Here is a 20,301-nt window from a genome sequence, read left to right on the forward strand (position 1 = left end):
CAACGCGCGAGAAGGACCGCCGGACGAAACGCATCCGGCGGTCCGTGCCTGAATTCGCTTGTGTCGTATCAAGCGTTTGCGAGCAGATTCATTTGTCCTCGATGGTAGGTATCGTGTGTCACCATCGTACTCAATACACCCTCGAAGGACTTGAAGAATTCTTCAAATCCGGGCGGGGTTTGGCCTTTCATTCCGCCCGCGAGGTCTTCGTCCTTGATGCTCTTCAATTTCTCCATCGTTGTCGCCGCGACGCGTTCGTACTGGGCGACCACGTCGTCCCACGCAGGATAGGCTGATGCGTCCGGCGTAACGGGCGCGCCCCCGATCATGCCCGGCGCGAACACTTTGCGGTATTGTTCCGGCAGCGTCAGATCGCCGCCGAGCAGCACTCCGTTTAGGATGGTGTCCGTGGCGAACGCGAGATGTCCCATCAACCATAGCGGGTGCGCCTTGCCGTCTTTGGTTTGCGTCAATCGCTTTTCCACCGGGACGTTAGCCGCCGCCTTTGTCGTGGCGGAGAACGTGGATTCGTACAGCTTTTCGAAGACTTCAATCTTTGTCCGGCCCATACTTTCAGCCCTCATGTGTTGTGCTGAGCGCGCTCAGCCCTTGCAGCCCTTCTATAGCTTCGCGAGCAGCGCAAGCTGTCCGCGGTGATACGCATCGTGTTGCAGCATGAAACTCAACAGCCCTTCGAACGACTTGATGAACTTCTCGAACCCGCGCGGCGCCACGCCCTTGATGTCGCCAGCGAGGTCCGTGTCGTTCGACGCAGCCATGCGTTCGAGCGCGTGCGACGACACGCGCCTGTATTCTGCGAGCACGTCGTCCCACGCGGGGTAGGCCGATGCGTCCGGACTGATTGGCCCGCCGCCCATGAAATGCGGGGCAAACAACTTGCCGTACGCATCGGGAAGGGTCATTGGCGCACCGAACAGCACCGAGTTCAGCATGGTGTCCGCTTCAAGCGCGAGGTGCCCCATCAGCCACAGCGGGTGCGCCTTGTTCGGCGCGGCCTGGCGCAGGCGCTTTTCGGCGTTCACTTTTTCCGCGGCGCGCGCGGTTTGGCGAAATGCCTCGGCGTATTGCTTCTCGTAGACTTCCATTTTGGTCCGGCTCATGGATGCACCTCTCCCGGCAGATAGTTTGTCCCAATCGCACCGATTGCGCGGCCTATCACCGTACGGCCGCGTCCAGAATCGCCTTGCCCTTGTCCGTTGCGAGGGCGCGCAGCCGCTCCCGCACGGAAATTCTTGCCCGCTCGAATGCGTCGTCCTGTTTCAATAATTGTGACGCCCAGTTTGCCTGCTGCTCGAAGGCGTGAATCTCGAACGCCAGTTGTATTTCGTCGACATCGGGCAGCAGGTGGCCGCGCTCCTTTGCAAGCACGATTTGGCGCTGAATCCACTCGAGCCATTGCTTGCTGGCGAGGACGAGGCGATCGCGCACCGCGCCGGGGCGTCCGTCGAATTCCGCGGACACGGCGTAGAAGAAACAGCCGCCCTGATCGCGCGCGCACTCCGTCAGCGAAATCCAGTCCATGATGACTTGCAGCAGCCGCGGCAGGCCGCGTTCGGTTTGTTCGGCCGGGGCGAGCACGCGCTTGGTGAACCGCGCCAGCGCGGCGTCGAACGTGGCGAGCTGCAATTCTTCTTTCGATCCGAAGTGCGCGAAGAGTCCCGCTTTGCTCATGCCTACTTCCTTGGCGAGGGCGCCGATGCTGAGGCCTTCCAGCCCGACCTTGCGCGCCATTGCGACGGCAACTTCGAGTATGCGTTCGCGCGACGATTTTGATTCAACGTTCGTGTCCGCGGTGCTCATGGGGTGTCGTTACTATCCTTCGGATTGAACCGCGGCAATCGTGCGTTTGATTTGTTCGATGTGCTCGATCGTGTGGACGCGAAAGGCCTGCGCGTAAGCCTTCCAGTCAAGTTCGTACGTCCACGCTCTCGGCGCGGGCTTTCCGTTCTCGTCGGGTACTTTTACCACCATCACGACCGGCGCTTTCACGTGCAGCGATGTGGCCTCGTCCGCACGGCCTATTGCATCGAGAAAATCTTCGTGCATGCGGTGAAGCCGGTCGGTCAGGGACTGCCACGACGCGGCGAACGGATTATTCGAGGTTAGTCCCGGCGGAATGGGTTCGGTTTCGGGGCGTTTACCCGCCGTCAAACCGCGCAGCTCGATTACCGCGCGCTCGTGCGTCTCGACAAGATGATCGAGCACTTCGTGAATCGTCCACGCGCCCTCGCGCGGGGCCACTTGGCGCAGGCCGGCGGGTACCTCCGAGAGCGTGGCCTCGAGTTTTGCGAAGGTCGACGCTACCTGCTCGCGGATGCGGGCGATTGGCGCGACGGTGCCGCGCAGCCGCAGATAGTCCATCGCACGCACCTGTTCGGGATACAGGCTCGTAATGTCCAGTTCCAGGGCAGTTGTCATTGGGTGTTGCCTCGTTCGGCCGCATAACGAACGACCGTTTACGTAGGATTAGTCTACATTACGACCGTTCGTTTGTCAAGAGGCTCGGGCGTTGGTACCGTTTCTGGCGCGGAGGCAACCGTATCTCGTACACTTCTCGGAATGGCTACCCTTGAAATCACGAGCCTTGCGCACGGCGGCTACGGCGTCGGCAGGGTCGACGGACAAGTCTGGTTCGTCGCTTATGGTCTGCCCGGCGATCGTGTAAATGTCACCGAGACCCGGCGCTCGAAGGGCGTCGTGTGGGGCCGGATCGAGGCGATCGAAAGCCCCTCGCCACTCCGGACAGCGCCCATGTGCCCGGTGTTCGGGACGTGCGGCGCATGTACCTGGCTCCACTTCGCATACCCGGCGCAGTTGGAATGGAAGGAACGCATTGTTCTCGACACGCTGAAGCGGTTGGGAGGCGTCGTTCCGCAAGAATTTGCGCGGGTCGAGGACGCGGACCTGCGTCTCGGCTACCGGACCCGCGCCGAGTTTCACGGTGACGGTTGGAGGCGGGGGTTCTACGCGGAAGGTTCGCACGACATTGTGGATATTACGCAGTGCCCGCTGTGCCACCCGAAATTGAACGAGGCACTTGCGCGGCTGCGCGAGGCAAGCGTGCCCGGCACGGTCGAAGTCACGATCAACCCCGAGGGCGAGGACGTCCTGTTTTGGACCGCGAAGCCGAACCGTCGATTGTCGAAGGTGTTTCCGGAGGCGCAATCATTTGCGTCCGACGATGAGCGGTCTACGTTTTTTTTCGATGGTGCGCCAGTTGTGAATGGAACATTCAGTCAATCGAGTTTGCTGCTCAATCGTACGCTTCGCAAGCAGGTACACGATGCACTGGCGGGCGCGGGCAGCGTTCTCGATCTATTCTGCGGCACGGGGAATTTCACGTTGGGGTTGGATGCGGAGGTGGTCGGCGTCGATCACAATCGCGCCAGCGTCGGCGCTGCGCAGGCGATCGGAACGCACGACTACCGGGTTGGAAGTACCGCTGACATTAACCGCGCCATAGGCGAGAAATCGTGGGACGCGATTGTGCTTGACCCGCCGCGGACCGGCGCGCGCGACATCGTGCAACGGCTGGCGGAATGCGGGGCCGGCAATATTGTCTACGTTTCGTGCGATCCCGCCACGCTCGCGCGCGACGCGAAGGCGCTCGTCACGAGCGGGTGGACGATGCAGCGCGCGGCGATCGTGGACATGTTCCCGCACACTGCGCACATCGAGACGGTGGGCGTTTTCGCCAGGGTGTAGGGGACCGGTCTCGAAAAGCTCCGCGCCGATAAACGAAGTGGGCGCGGTTTCCTGGCACGAATTGACTGAGCGCGCCAAACGCTTTCTCGTGAGCATTTCTCACCCCACCGAAGGATAGTACTTCCACTGCGACCTCGTGGGGCGGTGAGAAATGCGGACTATTCGGCCGTGTAGGCGGCGTAAATCGCCGGATAATCCTCGCGCGCCCATTTTTCGAACGGTTTCGATTCGTCGTACAGATCGAGCAGTGCCCCAATTGGCGCGTCCATGAAGAAAATGCCGAATTCCTCGCGCGCTTCTTCGACGCTGTCGCCGCGCAACAACCGGTAGACGGCGGATGCCACCGCCGCGCGGTGAACGCCCGCCTGGCAGTGGACGAGAATAGGGCGGGGTTCGGAATTGATCCAATCGATCAGTTGCAGCAGCGACTCGGGAGTTGGGATGCGGCGCATCGTCCAGGAAAGATCGTGATGCGCGACGTCGTTCTGCTCGCATACGGCGACCTCACACGAATACCACGACTCGTCCGGGTTTTCGCCGCGCAGGTTCACGACGGTTTTGATTTCTTTCCAGCCGATTGCGGCGTCCAACTCGATACCGTACATCTGGCCGGATCGGTAGAACTGACCCGGCTCGACAGTTTGAAGGTTGCTGCGAAGAATGGAGCAGGATTGTGTGCCTGCAATCACAGCCAGCGCAAAAACGACTGGAATTGTGCGTGCTATACTTCGGGCCATGACTATCCCCACACGTGTTATTCGACAAAGCATACTTTCGTTCATTCACGTACGGCTCGGACGGAGCCTCGCCCCACCCCTTGCATTAGCCAAACGGCTCGGACGGAGCCTCGCCCCACCCCTTGCATTAGCCGAATGGCTCGGACGGAGCCTCGCCCCACCCCTTGCTTTAGCCGAATGGCTCGGACGGAGCCTCGCCCCACCCCTTGCTTTAGCCGAACGGCTCGGTCGGAGCCTCGCCCCACCCCTTGCGCTCGCGTTGGGGATCACGGCCGTTGCCGCATTCGCGGATTCCACCGAACTGGGCGATGTGGCCCTCCACCAGGCGCTGCTCGATCTTAATACCGATTTGAGTCTCATGTGCGTGGCCGCGCACCCCGACGACGAGGACGGCGCGACGCTTGCACTGTACCGCAAGAAGTATGGCGTGCGCACGATTGCGGTTATCGCGACGCGCGGCGAGGGCGGCCAGAACGAGATCGGGCCGGAACTTTACAACGATCTGGGTGTGATCCGCACGCGCGAGATGATACGCGCCTCGAAAATCACCGGCGCCGAACTGCATTTTCTCAATCTTCCCGAGTTTGGGTTTTCAAAATCGCCGGAGGAAGCTTTCGAAGTATGGGGAAGGGAAGAAACCGTACGTCGACTCGTACGCGTCATTCGTCTTACGCAACCCACCGTGATTATTTCCAACCACGGCACGCAGAAAGATCACGGGCATCATCAGGCGATCGGGATCGCGTTACAGGAAGCATTCGAGGCGGCCGGCAACGCATCCAGATTTCCAGAGTTGGAAGCAGAAGGACTAATGCCTTGGCAAGCGAAGGATATCTACCTTCGCGACTGGAACCCCGCTTCAAAGGAAGCGCGGATCGACATTAATCAATTGGACACCATTCGCGGTAAGACGTATGCACAGATTGCGGCAGAAGCGTTGGGTGAACACAAATCCCAAGGCATGGGATTCTTTATCGATTTCTACCTGAGCGGAAAAGTTCAGCCCGCCTATGCAAACCGGCGCAAAATTATTGTAGAAGGGCCGGACTTTACGGGGGATAAACGTGTTGCCCCCCTCATGCCGCAAGGTCTGTCTGAACTCGCTCCGGCGCCGTCGCTGCCACTGGATTCAAAGCAACTCGAGGGGTTGCTTCGCCGGACTTCCGAGTTGGACAGCAGTACTAATCAACATGTAAAGGACTGGAACCTTTCGCGTCGCAGCCGCATCGCCGCATGCGCGCACGAAATTCAGTTAAGCGCCCGTCTCGCTGCCGATCTCGCGGTGGCCGGGCAGACTGTCACGGTCGCGGTCAGCGTATCGGATTTCGGCAAGCGCGATATTACCTCGGCGAATGTCGGTCTTGAATTTGCGCCATGGTTCGGCGATGCATCGTCCAATCCCGTGACGCTCGATTTGGCGCAGTCGCGCACGGCGTCGTCCCTGTTGACGTTTGCGGTGCCCGAATCCGCTCCCAAGACAGTTCCCGAAGGCGAACATCTTTTCGACCCGCATTTCCTGGAACCGCAGGTAGCCGCGGTGGCGCGCTTTAATGTCGCGGAATCGGAAGCGCCGGTGGAGTTGCGCGTTCCATTAACGCTAGGAATCGCGCCGCGTGTCGAGGCGAATATGATCAATTCACCGCTGCTCGTGCGGCGCAAGACCATCTACGAAGCCACGATGGACGTGTTGGTGACGAATCATGCGCACGAACCCGCAGCCGGAAACGTTATGTTGTCGGTCGCGCCGGGCTTTGTTCCTGAAGCAACGACGATTCCCTACAGCCTTCCCATCGGCGGCGAGCGCATTTACTCCGTGCGATGCAAGATTGGAGACAACCTTGAACCGCGCGACTATCTGGTCAACGTGATGGTCGAAGGCGACACGCGCAATTCCTTCGGCGTAGCGCGGCTGGTCGATGTCGCCGTGCCGGAAGGCGCGCGCGTCGGCGTTGTTCAAAGTTACGACGACACGTTTATGAGCGTGCTGGAAAAACTCGGGGTTCCGCACGAGGCGCTGACGATCGAGGATTTTTCGCAGGGGAAACTCGATACCTTTTCCGCGATTATCATCGACATCCGCGCGTACCTTGTGCGGCCCGATCTCGCGGCGAACAATGCGGCGCTGCTCGATTACGTATCGCGCGGCGGGACGCTCATGGTGAATTACCAAAAGACCGAGGAATGGAAGCCCTATTTTGCGCCGTATCCAATCACGCTGTCGCGGAACCGCGTGACGCGCGAAGATGCGCCGGTCGCACTGCTCGTCCCCGATCACCCGGTATTCACGACGCCAAACCCGATTCAACCCGAGGACTGGGACGGTTGGATTCAGGAGCGCGGGTTGTACTTCCCAAGCGAATGGGACGAGGCATATACGCCGCTCATTGAGTGCAACGATCCTGGTGAATCGAACCCGCCGGGTTCGCTTCTCGTCGCCAAAAACGGCGAGGGGAATTATGTGTACACCGCGCTGGTGCTCTACCGCCAGATTCGCGAACTTCATCCGGGTGCGCTGCGGCTCTTTTCAAACCTGCTCGCGCTCGGAACATCGCGCTAGGCGTACGCGGGCGCGTTGCCGCGTTTCCACTTGATGTTGCAGCCGATGCTTGGGCGTTGTGGGCCGGGCATGGTGTTGCCGAGGAGCAGGGCATCGAGGGCCGTGCGCAGGTCTTTGCCGGTCACCGGTATGTTGTTGCCGGGGCGGCTGTCGTCGAGCTGGCCGCGGTAGACCAGCTTCATGTGGTCATCGAATAAGAAGAGATCCGGCGTGCACGCGGCCGAGTACGCCTTCGCAACTTCCTGCGACTCGTCGTAGAGATAGGGAAACTCGTATCCGCGCGACATCGCTTCCTGCTTCATTTTTTCCGGACTGTCGTCGGGGTGCGTGGTGATGTCGTTTGCGCTGATTGCCACGATCCCGATTCCCTTGTCCTGATAGTATCGTCCGATTTTTGCGAGTTCGGGCGCGATGTGCTTGACGTATGGGCAGTGATTGCAGATGAACATCACCAGCAACCCGTGCTTTTCTTTGAAGTCCGACAACGACACGACCTTGCCGGAGACGGTATCGGGCAACGAAAACGCCGGCGCCTTCGTGCCCAGCGGAATCATTTGGGATGGTGTGAGTGCCATGGCTGCGTAAACCTCATTGTGTCGTCGAATGTTTGCACCGTTGAACGTGAGACAATCCTAGACTGCGCCACGCGGGGACACAAAATGCAACCACGCCCGGGCGGAGGGGACGCCGCCGCGGGCGTGGCGCCGCGGAAAGGAGCCGGGAGGCCCGCTACTCTGAGCGGGTCCGGTCGCGTTGGGTGTGTGCTTTGGCTTCGCCGGATTTCGCGTAGTAGAGGTATTCGTTCACGCGTTCCAGCCACGTGGTAGTCAACCGGAGTTCGATCGAATCGCGCAGGCTTTGATCGGGAACGAAATCGAGCAAGTACGCCGCTTCCTCGTCGAACGGGCGGAACCAGTCGAGGCTCGTGGTGGTACCCTTTTCCGCGTTGCGAATCGAGGGGGCTGCGCGGCCAGAGCGCATCATGGCCTTTGCGGCGGCGCGTTTCAGCGATGCCGGGTCCGTGCCGTACTCGTACAACTCGACTGGGCCATAGATGCCCGTGCCGACGTCGACTTCGTGGAAATACAGATCGGTGCCGGATTCGTAATCGAGGAGCGCGTCGAGCCAATCGAAATTGAGACCCTGTTCGTAGTCGTTCGCGCCGAACACACGGCCTTCCGAATAGCCGTCGTGATAGCCGTCGGACCAACCGCCATTCAGGAATTCGAGGTGCTCGTCAAAATCGAGGAAGTCGAGGTAATCGCTCCAGAACGCGTTGTCGTATCCTTCGCTGAACCCTACGATGAACGCATAGTGGTAGTCGGCGAAGTAGCCGTCGTTGTACGCGTACCACACGCCGTCCCAGTAGCCGGCATCGTACGAGAGTTCATCGATATATGGGATATCGCTTGTATCGTAATAGAACGGAGTGACATCGATGGTGTCCCATCCGTCGAAATAGCCGTCCCAGTAAAAGTCATCGCGCAGGAACCCTGCGGCATACCCGATATCGTAGTCTGTGTCGCCCGTCGGTCCGCCGGGCGGACAACCGGTAGCCAGCAGGATCAGCAGCGCCAGCGCGGCGGCGAGTGCCAGTTTGTATGCGCGCATGATGAGGTTCCTCCAGAGGCGGGACTGCGTTTGCCTCTACGAAATAGACGACGCGGAAGGGCGCGTATTCGATTTGTCGTAGTGGTTCATACCATTTGTGCGTGATAGCGCATCCCGTGCCGTTGGGGAAATCTCAAATCTCAGATTTGAAATCTCAAATGGAAGAGGACAGCAGGAATGAGGAGTCGGGAGTCGGGGAGGCAATCGAGCCAGACGAGATGGATCGGGAGGAAAAGTTCCGCTGCGTCTCGAGCAGGGTACGGCGCTTATCGATACTCCGCTGTACGTCGGCCACGCGCAATTTCAAATGGAATGAACCAGTAGTGCGTTACGGGAAGAATCTGGGGCGCGAATGTTTACGTTCGCGCCCCAGGTAAGTTTTTCTTTAGAGCGGTTCAAGGTCGGCTACACCGCGTGCTCGTGCTCGTGCTCGTCATCGTACTCGATCTTTTCGCGTATCGAGTGCGAGTACGATGACGACTCACGAGCAGGAGCACGAAATAGACAGTGTGCTCAAGCTTGAATTGCACTAACGGCTGCGACCGCGTCCGCCGCCATCCCCGCCGCCGCCGGAGCGGCTTTCGAACCGCGATCCGCCGCCGTCGCCTATGGACGGGCGTTCGATCTGGCGTGGCGCTTCGAATCGCGGTTGCGGAGGCGCTTCAAAGCGTTGCTGCGGCGCCTCGAATCGCTGTTGGGGCGCCTCGAAGCGTTGCGGGATATTGACCTGTGGCGCCTCGAATCGCTGTTGGGGCGCCTCGAAGCGTTGCGGGATATTGACCTGTGGCGCCTCGAATCGCTGTTGCGGCGCTTCGAACCGCTGCGGAGTATTCACCTGCGGCGCTTCGTACCGCGCGCGCGCATTGTCGTTCACGATGCGTGGCGACTGCATCTGTACGGGCGCCTGCGTTTGCGGCGTGTACGTCTGCACGTTCTCGCGTATGCGATTCGCGCGCGACGTATCCTGAATGATGCGGCTCTGCGGCACGTGCGTCGACGGTTCGGGCGTGTACGTCTGCACCGGCGCGTTGTACGCCGCGCGTGAACGCTGCGGCAATTGCGGAATCGTGCCTAGCGACTGCGAACGCTCGTTGCGCCCGTCTCCACCGGAGATACGCGGCAGCTTCGGTTCAGGCAGCCGCGCCGTGCTCGGGACTTGCGTCCGGCCCGCGCCGTCCGGCGCGTTTACGCGAACGCGCGTGTTGTCCAAGGTCCGGCTCGTTGCCGACTCGGAACGCCCGCGGCCGGTTATGTCCGTGAGCGCGCTGTTGCCGGATGCCGCTCCTTCCGTACGGCGGGCTTCGCGATCCATGATCCGCTCGGTAGGCCGCTGGCGCGGCGTGTCCGTGATCGACGGCGCAGCATCGTCGCCTTTGCGGTCCGCGATGCGATCTATTGGGCGCTGGCGCGGGATGTCAGTCGTCGCCGTCGAAGTGTCGCCTTTGCGGTTCAGGCCGCCGGGAACGCGCACTCCTTCACGCGCCGCCGCGTCAAGAGGCGTATCCGTGCTCAGACTGCGCGCGACCGCGGCACGGTCGCCCTGTCCGCGAATCGTCTCGACAGGGCCGTCTGTTCGAACGCTGCGCGCGGACGACATGCGCGACGTCGATCCCGGCAGTTTGCTGTGCTGCGCCTCGGACGCGCTGCGCTCGAGCGACGCCACGCGGGAACGGCGCGCTTCGATAACCTGCGGCTTGCTGTCGTCGGTTCCTCGCAGCGATTCGAGCCTGCTCTGTGCGCGGCGGATGGTGGAGCCGGTGTCCAGCGCCGACGCGTCACGGTTCAGCGACGCGCTGCGCACTTGCGCGGAACGCGCGGTGCTGACTTGCGATGTGCGAATGGAACGCAGACCGCCGACGCTGCGCGACGCGAATTCCGCGCGGCCCAATTCGGAGTTCAGCGCGCGCGCGCGCTGCGATGCCGCTACCGTGAAGGCGCCGCCGCTCTCGATGCCGCGGATCACGCGGCGCGGGCTATAGTCGCGGAACAGCGCGGTCGAACCGTAGCTCGGGTACTTGAAGTTCGGATACGAGCGCACGAAGTTGTCGGAATAGATATTCCAGATATAGATGTCGTTCGCATTCACGTTCACGAACAGGTTGCTGTACGCCGGGTAGACCGAGCACGGACCGTAGTACAGGTCGGGAGCGCGGCAGTACGAACTGTAGGAGATGCTGAACGGAATCCCGCCAACGACAAAGGTCGCGCCGTAGCTGCACGGTTGGTTGTAGTAGTTGATCGGGCACCACACGAAGTTGCCGCCGTAATAGGCGGTTGCGCACCATGCCGGCGACCAGACCGGATCATACCCCCACAGCCAGCCATACGCGGGGTAGTAGTTCCAGCGGCCGTAGTGCGAGGTGACATAGCAGAAGGGGTACGAACCCGTCCACGAATAGCCGTATGCCGGGCCGTAGCTCCAATACCCGTCACGGTACGGAATGTAGTCTTGGACGATTGTCGGCCGCCAGTACTGGCGGTTGTCGACGTACACCCATTCGCCATAGGATGCGAGGTCGCTGTATCCGATCGGCGCATCGTCAACGCGGACGCTTGTGGGCAGCGCGGTGTCACCGAGCGCAAGCAAACGCGCGCGCTCGCGGTTCCACGCGTCGAAGGAGTCTTCAACGGTCTTGTCGAATGGAACAGGATTCGACGGGAGCAAACCCGGATCGATGTAGACGCGCTGGCCGTTTGTCGCTTCGATGGGTGCGCCACCCTCGGTCACAATCGTCGCCCGGCCCCAACGGACAGAAACCGTGGTCGACCCTTCGCCGACGACATCGACACGCGCCTGTGTATCGCGATCGATGTTGATCGTCGCGGCCGGCGTCCGCAATTTCACGTCGCCGGTGCTGCGGCTGACGCGTTGAACATAGAAGGACCCGGTCCACGCGTTAATGGATGCGCTGGGCGGCAGAGTCTGAAGTTCGGCCTTCGACCGGTCCGCCATGCGCAGGAACGATCCGCCGGACATTTCGACCTCGAGCGTGCCTTCCTGGTCGATCCATAGCGTATCGCCGGGGAGGATAATGGTGTTGATGGTGGCGTAGCTCCAGTCGGCGTCGTCCGTGCCGCGCACGAGAGCGCCGCCGGATTCGTGGCTGATGCGGGCGTGGAGCAGGTTTTCCGCCTGCGCCGTCATGCCCAGCGTTGCCGCCAAGGCGGCCAGCCACGCCACGGGCGCCGTGAAGAAAGTACGAGTGATGGGTGACATGGTTACGCACCTCCATTGGCGCGGAGCGCCGGATCGCATAACCCGGCTGCTACGCTCATCGAAACGGACGAAGATGCCTGCGCGGCATTCATTTTAGATTGACAGTCCTTGAATTGTAACCGGGCAGTTGTTAGGCTCGATTCCCGAGGGGAGTTTTAGCAGATTCGGCACAATGCGCCGGTTCTGGCCCTGTCACCAACAGTTAGCACGCAAACCCGGCAGCTATGGCAGAAGATTTCGAGCCTGGATACCTCCTCGGGGGGCGGTTCCACCTGGTGCGTAACTTGGGCCGGGGGGCCGTGGGCAACGTCTGGTTGGCAGCCGACATCCAACTCCACGACGAACCCATTGCCTGCAAGGTCCTTCACAAGGTGTTTGCGGACGACCGCCGCGCCATTTCCGACCTGAAGCGCGAGGTCCTTCTCACCCGCAAACTGCGGCACCCCAACATCGTCGCGGTACACTCGTTTTGGGACATGGACGGGTACCGCTTCATCACCATGGAGTACGTCGGCGGAAACAACATGTCGACGCTGCTGTCCGAACGGGACACGCCGTACACGGTGCCGGAGGTGCTGCCGTGGATCGAGCAGTTGTGCGGCGCGCTCGATCATGCGCACAAGCAGGGTATTCTTCACCGCGACGTGAAGCCCGCGAACATTCTCATGGCGACGGACGGCGAGGTGCGGCTCGCAGACTTCGGAATCGCGCGCACGGCGCGGGAGGCGAGCGCGCGTATGTCCGGGCATCTGACCAGCGGCACCCTGCTGTTTATGAGTCCGGAACAACTGGTTGGCGAACCCCTCGACCATCGAAGCGATCTGTACAGTCTTGCCGCGACTATCTACGAGTGGCTGAGCGGCGCGCCCCCGTTCAACAAGGGCGCAATCGCCATGCAAATACAGAAGCGTTTGCCGTCGCCTATTCCGTATTGTCACGAGGCCGTCAACCGTGTGCTGCTCAAGGCGCTCAGCAAACAGCGTGAAGACCGTCACAACTCCTGCGGCGCGTTTTGCAGGGAATTGTTGGAAGTCGAGCGCGCCATCGAAGGCGTGCGCCAGCCCGTTACGTTTCCCGCGGAGGCCAGCCCGAAACTGCGCGCGAGCGTGGACCATGACAGCGAAACCGAGGCGCTGATGCTGCCGCCGGACGCGGGGGACACCAAGCAACTTGGCGTGCTGCTCGTCGAGGCGGGCGTTATCACCAAACCGCAATTGGATTCGGCGCTCACGCACCACGCAACGACGCGGGAATTGCTCGGGGCCACCTTGATGCGGCTGGGCTACGCCGAGGAAGGCGACATCGTCGAGGCGCTGGAGAAGCAGCTTCGCATGCAGTCTATTTCGCTCGACGACAGCAACATCGACCGCGACGTTGCCGAGGCGCTCCCACGCGAATTTGCGGAGGCGCACAAATGCCTGGCCGTCAAGAAGGACGCCGGGCGTATCCTGCTCGCGATGGCCAATCCGCTGGACTTTACGGCCATCAACGAGGTCGAGAAGGCGATGGGGGTCCCGATTGAGCCGCGCGTCGCGCTCGAGTCGTCGCTGAACTACGCGATTGCCCGGGTTTACGGCAATTGACCGTGCTGTTGGCGGGAACGCCCCCGCGTCGGTTGGGCCCTTTTCTCGCGCGCCTCGCCCAACATTGTTTACCGATTACGATTACGATTACGATTACGCGCACGAGCACGAGGAAAACTGCGGGGTGCGCGCCGGTGCTTGAAGGCGGAATGGAGTAGGGGAAGCCGCGCGGACTGCGCGCGTGAGGGAGATCGACCAGCATGAACGCGACCGTACGTGTGCAACTGTCCGTAATGATGTTCATCGAATTCTTCGTGTGGGGCGTCTGGTTCGTCACGATGGGCACCTACCTCGGCGAACTGAAGTTCAGCGGTCAGGCCATCGGCAGCGCATACAGCACAACGAACTGGGGGGCAATTGTCGCGCCGTTTATTGTGGGCATGATTGCGGATAAGTTCTTCTCCGCGGAGCGCGTCCTCGGAGTCCTCCATCTCGCCGGCGCGGGTATCATGTGGTACCTCTCCACGGTGAAAGACCCAACGGTGTTTTTCTTTGTCGCGCTTGCTTATGCTTTGTGTTACATGCCTACAATCTCGCTGGTCAATGCGATCTCGTTCGAGCAGATGAAAGACCCGTCGAAAGAGTTTCCGTCGGTGCGTGTGTTGGGTACGCTCGGTTGGATTGTGGCGGGACTTCTCGTTGGCTGGATGGGAGTCGAGAACACGGCGATTCCGCTCCAGATGGCCGCAGGCTCTTCGCTGCTCATGGGACTGTACAGCTTTTCGCTGCCCCATACGCCGCCCAAGTCACGCGGTAAGAAGGTAACCGTGAGCGACGTGCTCGGACTCGAAGCGCTGGGACTGATGAAAGAGCGCTCCTTTGCAGTGTTCGTCGTCTGTTCGCTGCTCATTTGCATTCCCCTCGCGTTCTACTACAACTTCACGAACATGTTTCTCAACGCGCATGAAGTCTCGAACGCAGCCGGCAAACAGACCATGGGGCAGATGTCCGAAGTCTTCTTCATGCTGGTAATGCCCTTCTTCTTCATTCGATTGGGCGTGAAGAAGATGCTGCTGATCGGCATGGTGGCGTGGGCAATACGCTACTTCTTTTTCGCCTACGGCAACCCGACCTCGGGAATGTGGATGTGGTACGTCGGCATTATCCTCCACGGCATTTGCTACGACTTCTTTTTCGTCACCGGCCAGCTCTACGTCGACAAGAAGGCGCCGGACACCGTGCGCGCAAGCGCGCAGGGTTTCATCGGTGTTGTCACGTACGGCGCGGGCATGGTCATTGGTTCGAACATCAGCGGCCGCATAGTGGACATCTATAAGCTGACGGAGCCGGTGGGCAAAGTCGAGCACAACTGGGAAGGCATCTGGCTAGTTCCCGGCATCATGGCTGTCGTAATTACGATTCTGTTTGCATTGGTGTTTCGCGACAACGGTCCGCAGAAAGCCGAAGACGCCGCGGCGTGACCTGCGTACACCCGCCGCATTATGTCGTTCGATGCACGATCATGTGACCGATTTTCCGTGTCGTGATGTCCGGATTGGGACAGGTCAATTGAGTCCGATTGGCCGCTGAGCCTTTGCCGGAAAGACGCGCGTCATGCAACTCACCCATTCTATCCATGGCGGCCAACGCGCACCGCTCGTCGTGTTTCTCCACGGGTTCCTTGGTTCGCGCGCTGACTGGCGCGAGGCGACGGAAACTCTTCGAGGGGCGTATCGATGTCTCGCGGTCGACTTGCCGGGGCATGGCGGGTCCGTCGGCGGTGGCGACGATGACTACACAATGCAGGCCGCCGCGACTGCGGTGATCGATTTGATCGATACATGCGATGCCGCATCGTTTTCCCTCGTTGGTTATTCGATGGGCGGGCGTTTGGCGCTGTATCTTGCGTCGATCTATGCGATGCGAATCGATGCGATGGTTATCGAGTCGGCCTCGCCGGGACTGCGTTCGCAGGCCGAGCGCGGCGAGCGGCGCGCCGCGGACGAGCGTTGGGCGGCTATGCTCGAAGACCGGGGAATGGCCGCCTTTCTCGATGCGTGGTACGAGCAACCGTTATTTGCATCGTTGGCGGCGAGGCCGGAGTTGCTGGCGCACATTAAGGCCGGCCGCATGCGTAACGACCCGCGCGAATTGGCGCGCGCGCTGCACGGCATGAGCGTTGGCAATCAACCGCCGATGTGGGACGAGTGGCAAGGCAACCATATCCCTTCGCTTGTCGTGGCGGGCGAGTCGGACTCCAAGTACTGCGCCGTTGCGCGGGAGATGGTAGGGGCGTGCGGTGCAGCGAAAATCGCGATTGTCTCCGGAGCGGGACACAACGTGCACGAAGAAGCGCCGGACGAATATAATGACCTTATCTACGCGTTTCTGAAGGCCGCTCTGAAGTAGGACCAAGGTCTGGGGTCCAGGGGTCAGGGCTCAGCGGAATAGACAAACCGATGCACTGTTGAATCCTGACCCCTAGACCCTGAACACATCTGCAAGAAGGAATGAAATGTCTCAGAAAATCGACTGGCGCGAGGCCGGCACCTACACGGATATCAAATATCACAAGGCCGAGGGCATCGCGAAAATCACTATCAACCGGCCGCGGGTGCGCAATGCGTTTCGTCCGCTGACAGTCGACGAGATGATGCACGCGCTGCACGACGCGCGCTTCGACGAGGAGATCGGGGTCGTCATCCTGACCGGCGAAGGCGAGAAGGCGTTTTGCAGCGGCGGCGACCAGAAGATTCGCGGCGACGCGGGGTACAAAGACGACGAGAAGAACACGATGCGACTGAACGTGCTGGATTTCCAGCGGCAGATTCGCACGTGTCCGAAACCGGTGATCGCGATGGTCGCGGGCTACGCGATTGGCGGCGGACATATTCTGCATCTTGTGTGCGATTTGACGATTGCGGCGGACAATGCCGTGTTTGGGCAGACCGGACCGAAGGTGGGGTCGTTTGACGGCGGGTTCGGCGCAAGTTATATGGCGCGCATCGTGGGCCAGAAGAAGGCGCGCGAGATTTGGTACCTGTGCCGGCAATACAACGCGCAACAGGCGCTCGATATGGGACTCGTGAACACTGTCGTGCCGTACGCGCGGCTCGAAGAAGAAACGGTGCAGTGGTGCCGGGAGATATTGGCGAATTCGCCGATCGCGATTCGTTGCTTGAAGGCCGCGCTCAATGCGGACTGCGATGGGCAAACCGGATTGCAGGAACTCGCGGGCAACGCGACGATGCTTTTTTACATGACCGAAGAAGGGCAGGAAGGCCGCAACGCATACAACGAAAAGCGCAAACCGGACTTCAAGAAGTTCAAGCGGTTTCCCTAGCCGCGAAAGAACGCAACGAGTACAAGGAATTGATGACCACGGGGACACGGGGAGCACGGGGAATCCAAATCTTGAACCGACATAAGCCGCCTCGCCGATGAGTTCAATGCTAAATACTTGGCTAATGGCCGCGCGGCCGAAGACCTTGCCGGCGGCGGTGGCGCCGGTGGTCATTGGAACGGCGATCGCGTACCACGATCTCGGGCGTGTGCATTGGCCGTCGTTTGCGTGCGCTTTGATCGGCGCGATACTCATTCAGATCGGGACCAACTTCGCCAACGACTACTTCGATTTCGTCAAGGGCACCGACACCGCCGAACGCATCGGCCCGACGCGCGCGACGCAGGCGGGCCTGGTCACGCCCGGTACCATGCGCGTCGCCTATATGGCGGCGTTCGCGTTCGCGTTGATCCCTGGCGCATACATCATCTATCGCGGCGGGTGGCCATATCTCGCGGTAGGAGTTGTGTCGATTCTATGCGGAATTCTCTATACGGGTGGACCATTTCCGCTCGGCTATTTGGGACTCGGTGATGTCTTCGTCTTGATCTTCTTTGGTCCGGTGGCCGTATGCGGCACGTATTACCTTCACGCACTGGAACTATCGATGCCGGTTTTTGTAGCGAGCGTAGCGCCGGGACTCATCTCCACGGCACTGTTGACCGTCAATAACCTGCGGGACATCGAACAAGACCGTTTGGGGGGCAAGAGGACACTGGCGGTGAGGTTTGGCAGGAGGTTTGCCCGGTGGGAGTACTCGGCCTGCGTTGCGGTCGCCTGCTTTTTCATCCCGGCATACTTTGCGCTTATCACGCGTGACTATTGGTTCCTGCTGGTCTGCGTTGCGTGCGCGGTCGTCGCGCGCGGTCCGCTGGCAGCCGTGCAGGCCTCGACCGACGGGCCCACGCTCAACAACGCGCTCGCAGCGACGGGCAAATTGCTCCTTGTTTTCAGCGCCGCATTCTCGCTCTGTTGGGTGCTATGAAGCTAGCGGGCGCAAACTTTTATCGGTACTCGCTGCCATGCGCGCACCCGCTCGAGCTGCGCGGAGCGACAATTGACCGCAGAACCGGAATCGTCGTCGCGATTCATGGCGATGGAGCGGCCGTGGGCTACGGCGAAATCGCGCCACTGCCGCAGTTTAGCGTCGAAACACTTGACGAAGCGCTGGCGTCGGCGCGCCGCTGCATCCAGTTTCTGGAGCGACGGGCTGGTGCTTCGCCAGCGACGCGCGCGGCGCTGCGGGACCGCGAGCCGTTTCCGCCGTCTGTTCGATTTGGGATTGAATGCGCGCTATGGAATCTTGCCGCGCAGTCGAATGCGAAGTCGCCCGCGGATCTGTTAGCGGAGTCTCCAGCAACGCGGGTGCCAGTCAACGCGTTGATCACGACGTCCGGGGCTGCCGCCGCGGACGCCGCCGAGTCCGCGGCGCACAACGGTTATACAGCAATCAAATTAAAGGTCGGCCGCGTGGCGATAGAATCGGACCTCGAATCGGTTCGCGGGATACGCCGCGCGATTGGTGAAGGCGTCGAAATTCGGCTCGATGCCAACCGTAGCTGGAGTTTCGATGACGCGCTGGAGTTTGCGCGGCGAGTTGCAGACTGCGAAATCGCGTACATCGAGGAGCCGATCGACGAGCCGCACCGGTTGGACGAATTTGCGGCGCGGTCGCCGATACCCATTGCGGTCGACGAGACCTTGCAGGACGCGGGTTGGGCCCGCTTGCACGAATGGCGGCAGGCCGAGTTTCTCGATCCGTTCGCGCACGTCCCCGCGGACGCAGACCCGCTCTTGCGCGCAATCCTCGCGGCGCGCGCGTGGGTGGTAAAGCCGACGCTCGTGGGCATGCCGCTCACCTATCTAGCGCACCTGCTCACGAAGCAGCGCCGGATTGACGCCGATCTGGTCATCAGTTCATCATTTGAGTCCGGTCTAGGTCTGGTTGCGCTCGCGAACCTTGCCGCGTGCGCGGGCGACGGGGCGTTGCCCGCGGGCTTGGACACGGCGGCGTGGTTCGGCGGCGATGTGCTGGACGCGCCGTTGCCGATTGTGAGCGGCGCGATTGACCTTGCCGGGGCCAATGCGATCGCGGCCCGGTTTTCGCCGGACGGTTTGGAGGAAGTAGCGAATGATTGAATCGTCGTGGCCGTTGACGAAGGCGGCCCTGCGCTACGGCGATCTCCCCGCGATCATCGGCGATCAAAAATCCTATTCGTACCGCCAATACGACGAACTCGCGCGCCATCTCTCGGCTGCCCTGGGTACGGCGGGCATCGGCCGCGGCGATCGCATCGGCATCCTTGCGCTCCCGAGCACGCGCATTCCGGCGTTGCTCATGGGCTGTTTTCAGCGTGGCGTCATTGCGTGCCTCTTGAACACCCGCATCCCGCGCCACGGTCTCGCGGAACAACTGCACCGCATCAGCGGCATGGCGCTGTTGGTGGACGAGTTTTTCTCGATGGTGCGGCTCGGCCACATGCCGACGCTGCGCATTGAAGACCTGAAGAAAGTCGATCTCGCGGGCGAGGGCGTTCCGAGCGCGTTCCGGTTGGACCAGGCGGCGACGATTCTTTTTACGTCCGGCAGTTCGGACGAACCGAAGGCTGCACTGCACACGCTCGCAAACCATTGTTACAACGCCGTCGCGTCGAACCTAAACATCGCGGTGTCGCCCGGCGACCGCTGGCTGTTATCGCTTCCGCTGTACCACGTCTCGGGATTGAGCATCCTTTTTCGTTGCATCTTCGGCGGGGCGGCGGTGGTTGTGCCCGAGAGCGGCGAATCGCTCGAATACAACATCAACCACTTCAAGGTTACGCACGTCTCGCTCGTGGCGACGCAACTGTTCCGCCTGCTGCAAAGCAAGAACGGACTCGCCGCGTTGTTGCGATTGAAGGCAATCCTCCTCGGTGGAAGCGCAATCTCCGCGTCGCTGCTTCGACAGGCGCACGAATTGGGTTTGCCCGTCCACACAACCTATGGGCTTACGGAAATGGCGTCACAGGTGACGACGACGCCGCCGGGGGCGTCGCTCGAAACGCTGCTTACGTCGGGCGCGCCGCTACGGCCCGATTCGGTCATGATTGGCGAAGACGGCGAGATTCTCGTGCGCGGCAGCACGTTGTTCCGCGGATACATCGATCCGGGCGGCATCTCGCTGCCCGTGAACGCCAAGGGCTGGTTCGCTACCGGCGACCTCGGCCGATTCGACGAACACGGAAACCTCAACGTAATCGGCCGCAAAGACAACATGATCATTTCCGGCGGCGAGAACGTTCAACCGGAAGAGATCGAGAAATGCCTGTGCAAGTTGCCCGGCGTTTTGCAGTGCGTCGTCGTTCCGGTTGAAGATGCGGAGTTCGGCGCGCGGCTTGTGGCATTTGTGAAGAAGGACGAGAAGTACCACGTGCTGCAGTCCGCCATGCAGATGCATCTCGCGCGGCAACTGCCAAAGTACAAAATCCCGTTCACGTTCCTGAACTGGCCGGACGAAGCGGACACGAACATGAAGGTGAACCGCAGTCTGCTGTCCGGCATTGCGAAGAAGACGACGGGAACGAATCCGTAGCGGCGCTCGCGCACGC

At 60.9% G+C, this 20,301-nt stretch carries 17 protein-coding genes; 9 read left to right on the forward strand and 8 right to left on the reverse strand.

Annotated features, from left to right (window positions below; all coding sequences use genetic code 11):
• Positions 1 to 68: 68 nt before the first annotated feature.
• The 4 genes from HUU46_15140 to HUU46_15155 are packed head-to-tail and all read right to left on the reverse strand — an operon-like array spanning position 69 to position 2,439.
• Complete coding sequence (locus tag HUU46_15140) at positions 69 to 569, reverse strand: DinB family protein (protein NUM54981.1); 501 nt, start codon at positions 567 to 569, stop codon at positions 69 to 71.
• 51 nt (positions 570 to 620) lie between these two features.
• Positions 621 to 1,121 (reverse strand): DinB family protein, encoded by a 501-nt coding sequence (locus HUU46_15145; protein ID NUM54982.1) that lies wholly within the window; start codon positions 1,119 to 1,121, stop codon positions 621 to 623.
• A gap of 55 nt (positions 1,122 to 1,176) precedes the next feature.
• Positions 1,177 to 1,821 (reverse strand): TetR/AcrR family transcriptional regulator, encoded by a 645-nt coding sequence (locus tag HUU46_15150; protein ID NUM54983.1) that lies wholly within the window; start codon positions 1,819 to 1,821, stop codon positions 1,177 to 1,179.
• 12 nt (positions 1,822 to 1,833) lie between these two features.
• Entirely contained in the window at positions 1,834 to 2,439 is a 606-nt protein-coding gene (locus tag HUU46_15155) for a DinB family protein (protein ID NUM54984.1), read from the reverse strand.
• Positions 2,440 to 2,580: 141 nt separating this feature from the next.
• Here HUU46_15155 and HUU46_15160 point away from each other — a divergent pair, with 141 nt between their 5' ends.
• Positions 2,581 to 3,726, forward strand: a complete 1,146-nt coding sequence (locus HUU46_15160; GenBank protein NUM54985.1) for a class I SAM-dependent RNA methyltransferase — start codon at positions 2,581 to 2,583, stop codon at positions 3,724 to 3,726.
• A gap of 158 nt (positions 3,727 to 3,884) precedes the next feature.
• Here HUU46_15160 and HUU46_15165 read toward each other — a convergent pair whose 3' ends face one another.
• Positions 3,885 to 4,463 (reverse strand): tyrosine-protein phosphatase, encoded by a 579-nt coding sequence (locus HUU46_15165; GenBank protein NUM54986.1) that lies wholly within the window; start codon positions 4,461 to 4,463, stop codon positions 3,885 to 3,887.
• A gap of 259 nt (positions 4,464 to 4,722) precedes the next feature.
• On the opposite strand from HUU46_15165, the gene HUU46_15170 reads away from it, so the two are divergent.
• On the forward strand, positions 4,723 to 7,020 hold the full coding sequence (locus tag HUU46_15170) for a PIG-L family deacetylase (GenBank protein NUM54987.1): 2,298 nt from the start codon (positions 4,723 to 4,725) through the stop codon (positions 7,018 to 7,020).
• Here HUU46_15170 and HUU46_15175 read toward each other — a convergent pair.
• The 3 genes from HUU46_15175 to HUU46_15185 all read right to left on the reverse strand — a co-directional run bounded on the left by HUU46_15175 (position 7,017) and on the right by HUU46_15185 (position 11,848).
• The gene (locus HUU46_15175; GenBank protein ID NUM54988.1) at positions 7,017 to 7,595 is read right to left on the reverse strand and encodes a thioredoxin family protein; all 579 of its coding nucleotides are present in this window, start codon (positions 7,593 to 7,595) and stop codon (positions 7,017 to 7,019) included. The genes HUU46_15170 and HUU46_15175 overlap by 4 nt on opposite strands.
• A 154-nt stretch (positions 7,596 to 7,749) precedes the next feature.
• Entirely contained in the window at positions 7,750 to 8,631 is an 882-nt protein-coding gene (locus HUU46_15180; protein ID NUM54989.1) for a hypothetical protein, read from the reverse strand.
• A 529-nt stretch (positions 8,632 to 9,160) separates the two neighbouring features.
• Positions 9,161 to 11,848, reverse strand: a complete 2,688-nt coding sequence (locus tag HUU46_15185) for a FecR domain-containing protein (protein NUM54990.1) — start codon at positions 11,846 to 11,848, stop codon at positions 9,161 to 9,163.
• Positions 11,849 to 12,123: 275 nt separating this feature from the next.
• On the opposite strand from HUU46_15185, the gene HUU46_15190 reads away from it, so the two are divergent.
• The 7 genes from HUU46_15190 to menE all read left to right on the forward strand — a co-directional run bounded on the left by HUU46_15190 (position 12,124) and on the right by menE (position 20,285).
• The gene (locus HUU46_15190; GenBank protein NUM54991.1) at positions 12,124 to 13,431 is read left to right on the forward strand and encodes a protein kinase; all 1,308 of its coding nucleotides are present in this window, start codon (positions 12,124 to 12,126) and stop codon (positions 13,429 to 13,431) included.
• Between the two features lie 200 nt (positions 13,432 to 13,631).
• Positions 13,632 to 14,852, forward strand: a complete 1,221-nt coding sequence (locus HUU46_15195; protein NUM54992.1) for a nucleoside permease — start codon at positions 13,632 to 13,634, stop codon at positions 14,850 to 14,852.
• A 133-nt stretch (positions 14,853 to 14,985) separates the two neighbouring features.
• A complete protein-coding gene (menH, locus tag HUU46_15200) occupies positions 14,986 to 15,780 on the forward strand; it encodes a 2-succinyl-6-hydroxy-2,4-cyclohexadiene-1-carboxylate synthase (GenBank protein ID NUM54993.1) in 795 nt (264 codons plus the stop codon).
• 106 nt (positions 15,781 to 15,886) lie between these two features.
• Positions 15,887 to 16,714, forward strand: coding sequence for a 1,4-dihydroxy-2-naphthoyl-CoA synthase (menB, locus tag HUU46_15205; GenBank protein ID NUM54994.1), 828 nt, complete (start codon positions 15,887 to 15,889; stop codon positions 16,712 to 16,714).
• 97 nt (positions 16,715 to 16,811) lie between these two features.
• Positions 16,812 to 17,699, forward strand: a complete 888-nt coding sequence (locus tag HUU46_15210) for a 1,4-dihydroxy-2-naphthoate polyprenyltransferase (protein ID NUM54995.1) — start codon at positions 16,812 to 16,814, stop codon at positions 17,697 to 17,699.
• The gene (gene menC, locus HUU46_15215) at positions 17,696 to 18,853 is read left to right on the forward strand and encodes an o-succinylbenzoate synthase (protein ID NUM54996.1); all 1,158 of its coding nucleotides are present in this window, start codon (positions 17,696 to 17,698) and stop codon (positions 18,851 to 18,853) included. Before HUU46_15210 ends, menC begins: the two co-directional genes overlap by 4 nt.
• Positions 18,846 to 20,285 carry an o-succinylbenzoate--CoA ligase gene (gene menE, locus HUU46_15220; protein ID NUM54997.1) on the forward strand — a complete coding sequence of 480 codons (1,440 nt, stop codon included), beginning with the start codon at positions 18,846 to 18,848 and terminating at the stop codon, positions 20,283 to 20,285. Before menC ends, menE begins: the two co-directional genes overlap by 8 nt.
• Positions 20,286 to 20,301: the final 16 nt, after the last annotated feature.

This window comes from Candidatus Hydrogenedentota bacterium (assembly GCA_013359265.1).
Lineage (GTDB): Bacteria > Hydrogenedentota > Hydrogenedentia > Hydrogenedentales > SLHB01 > JABWCD01.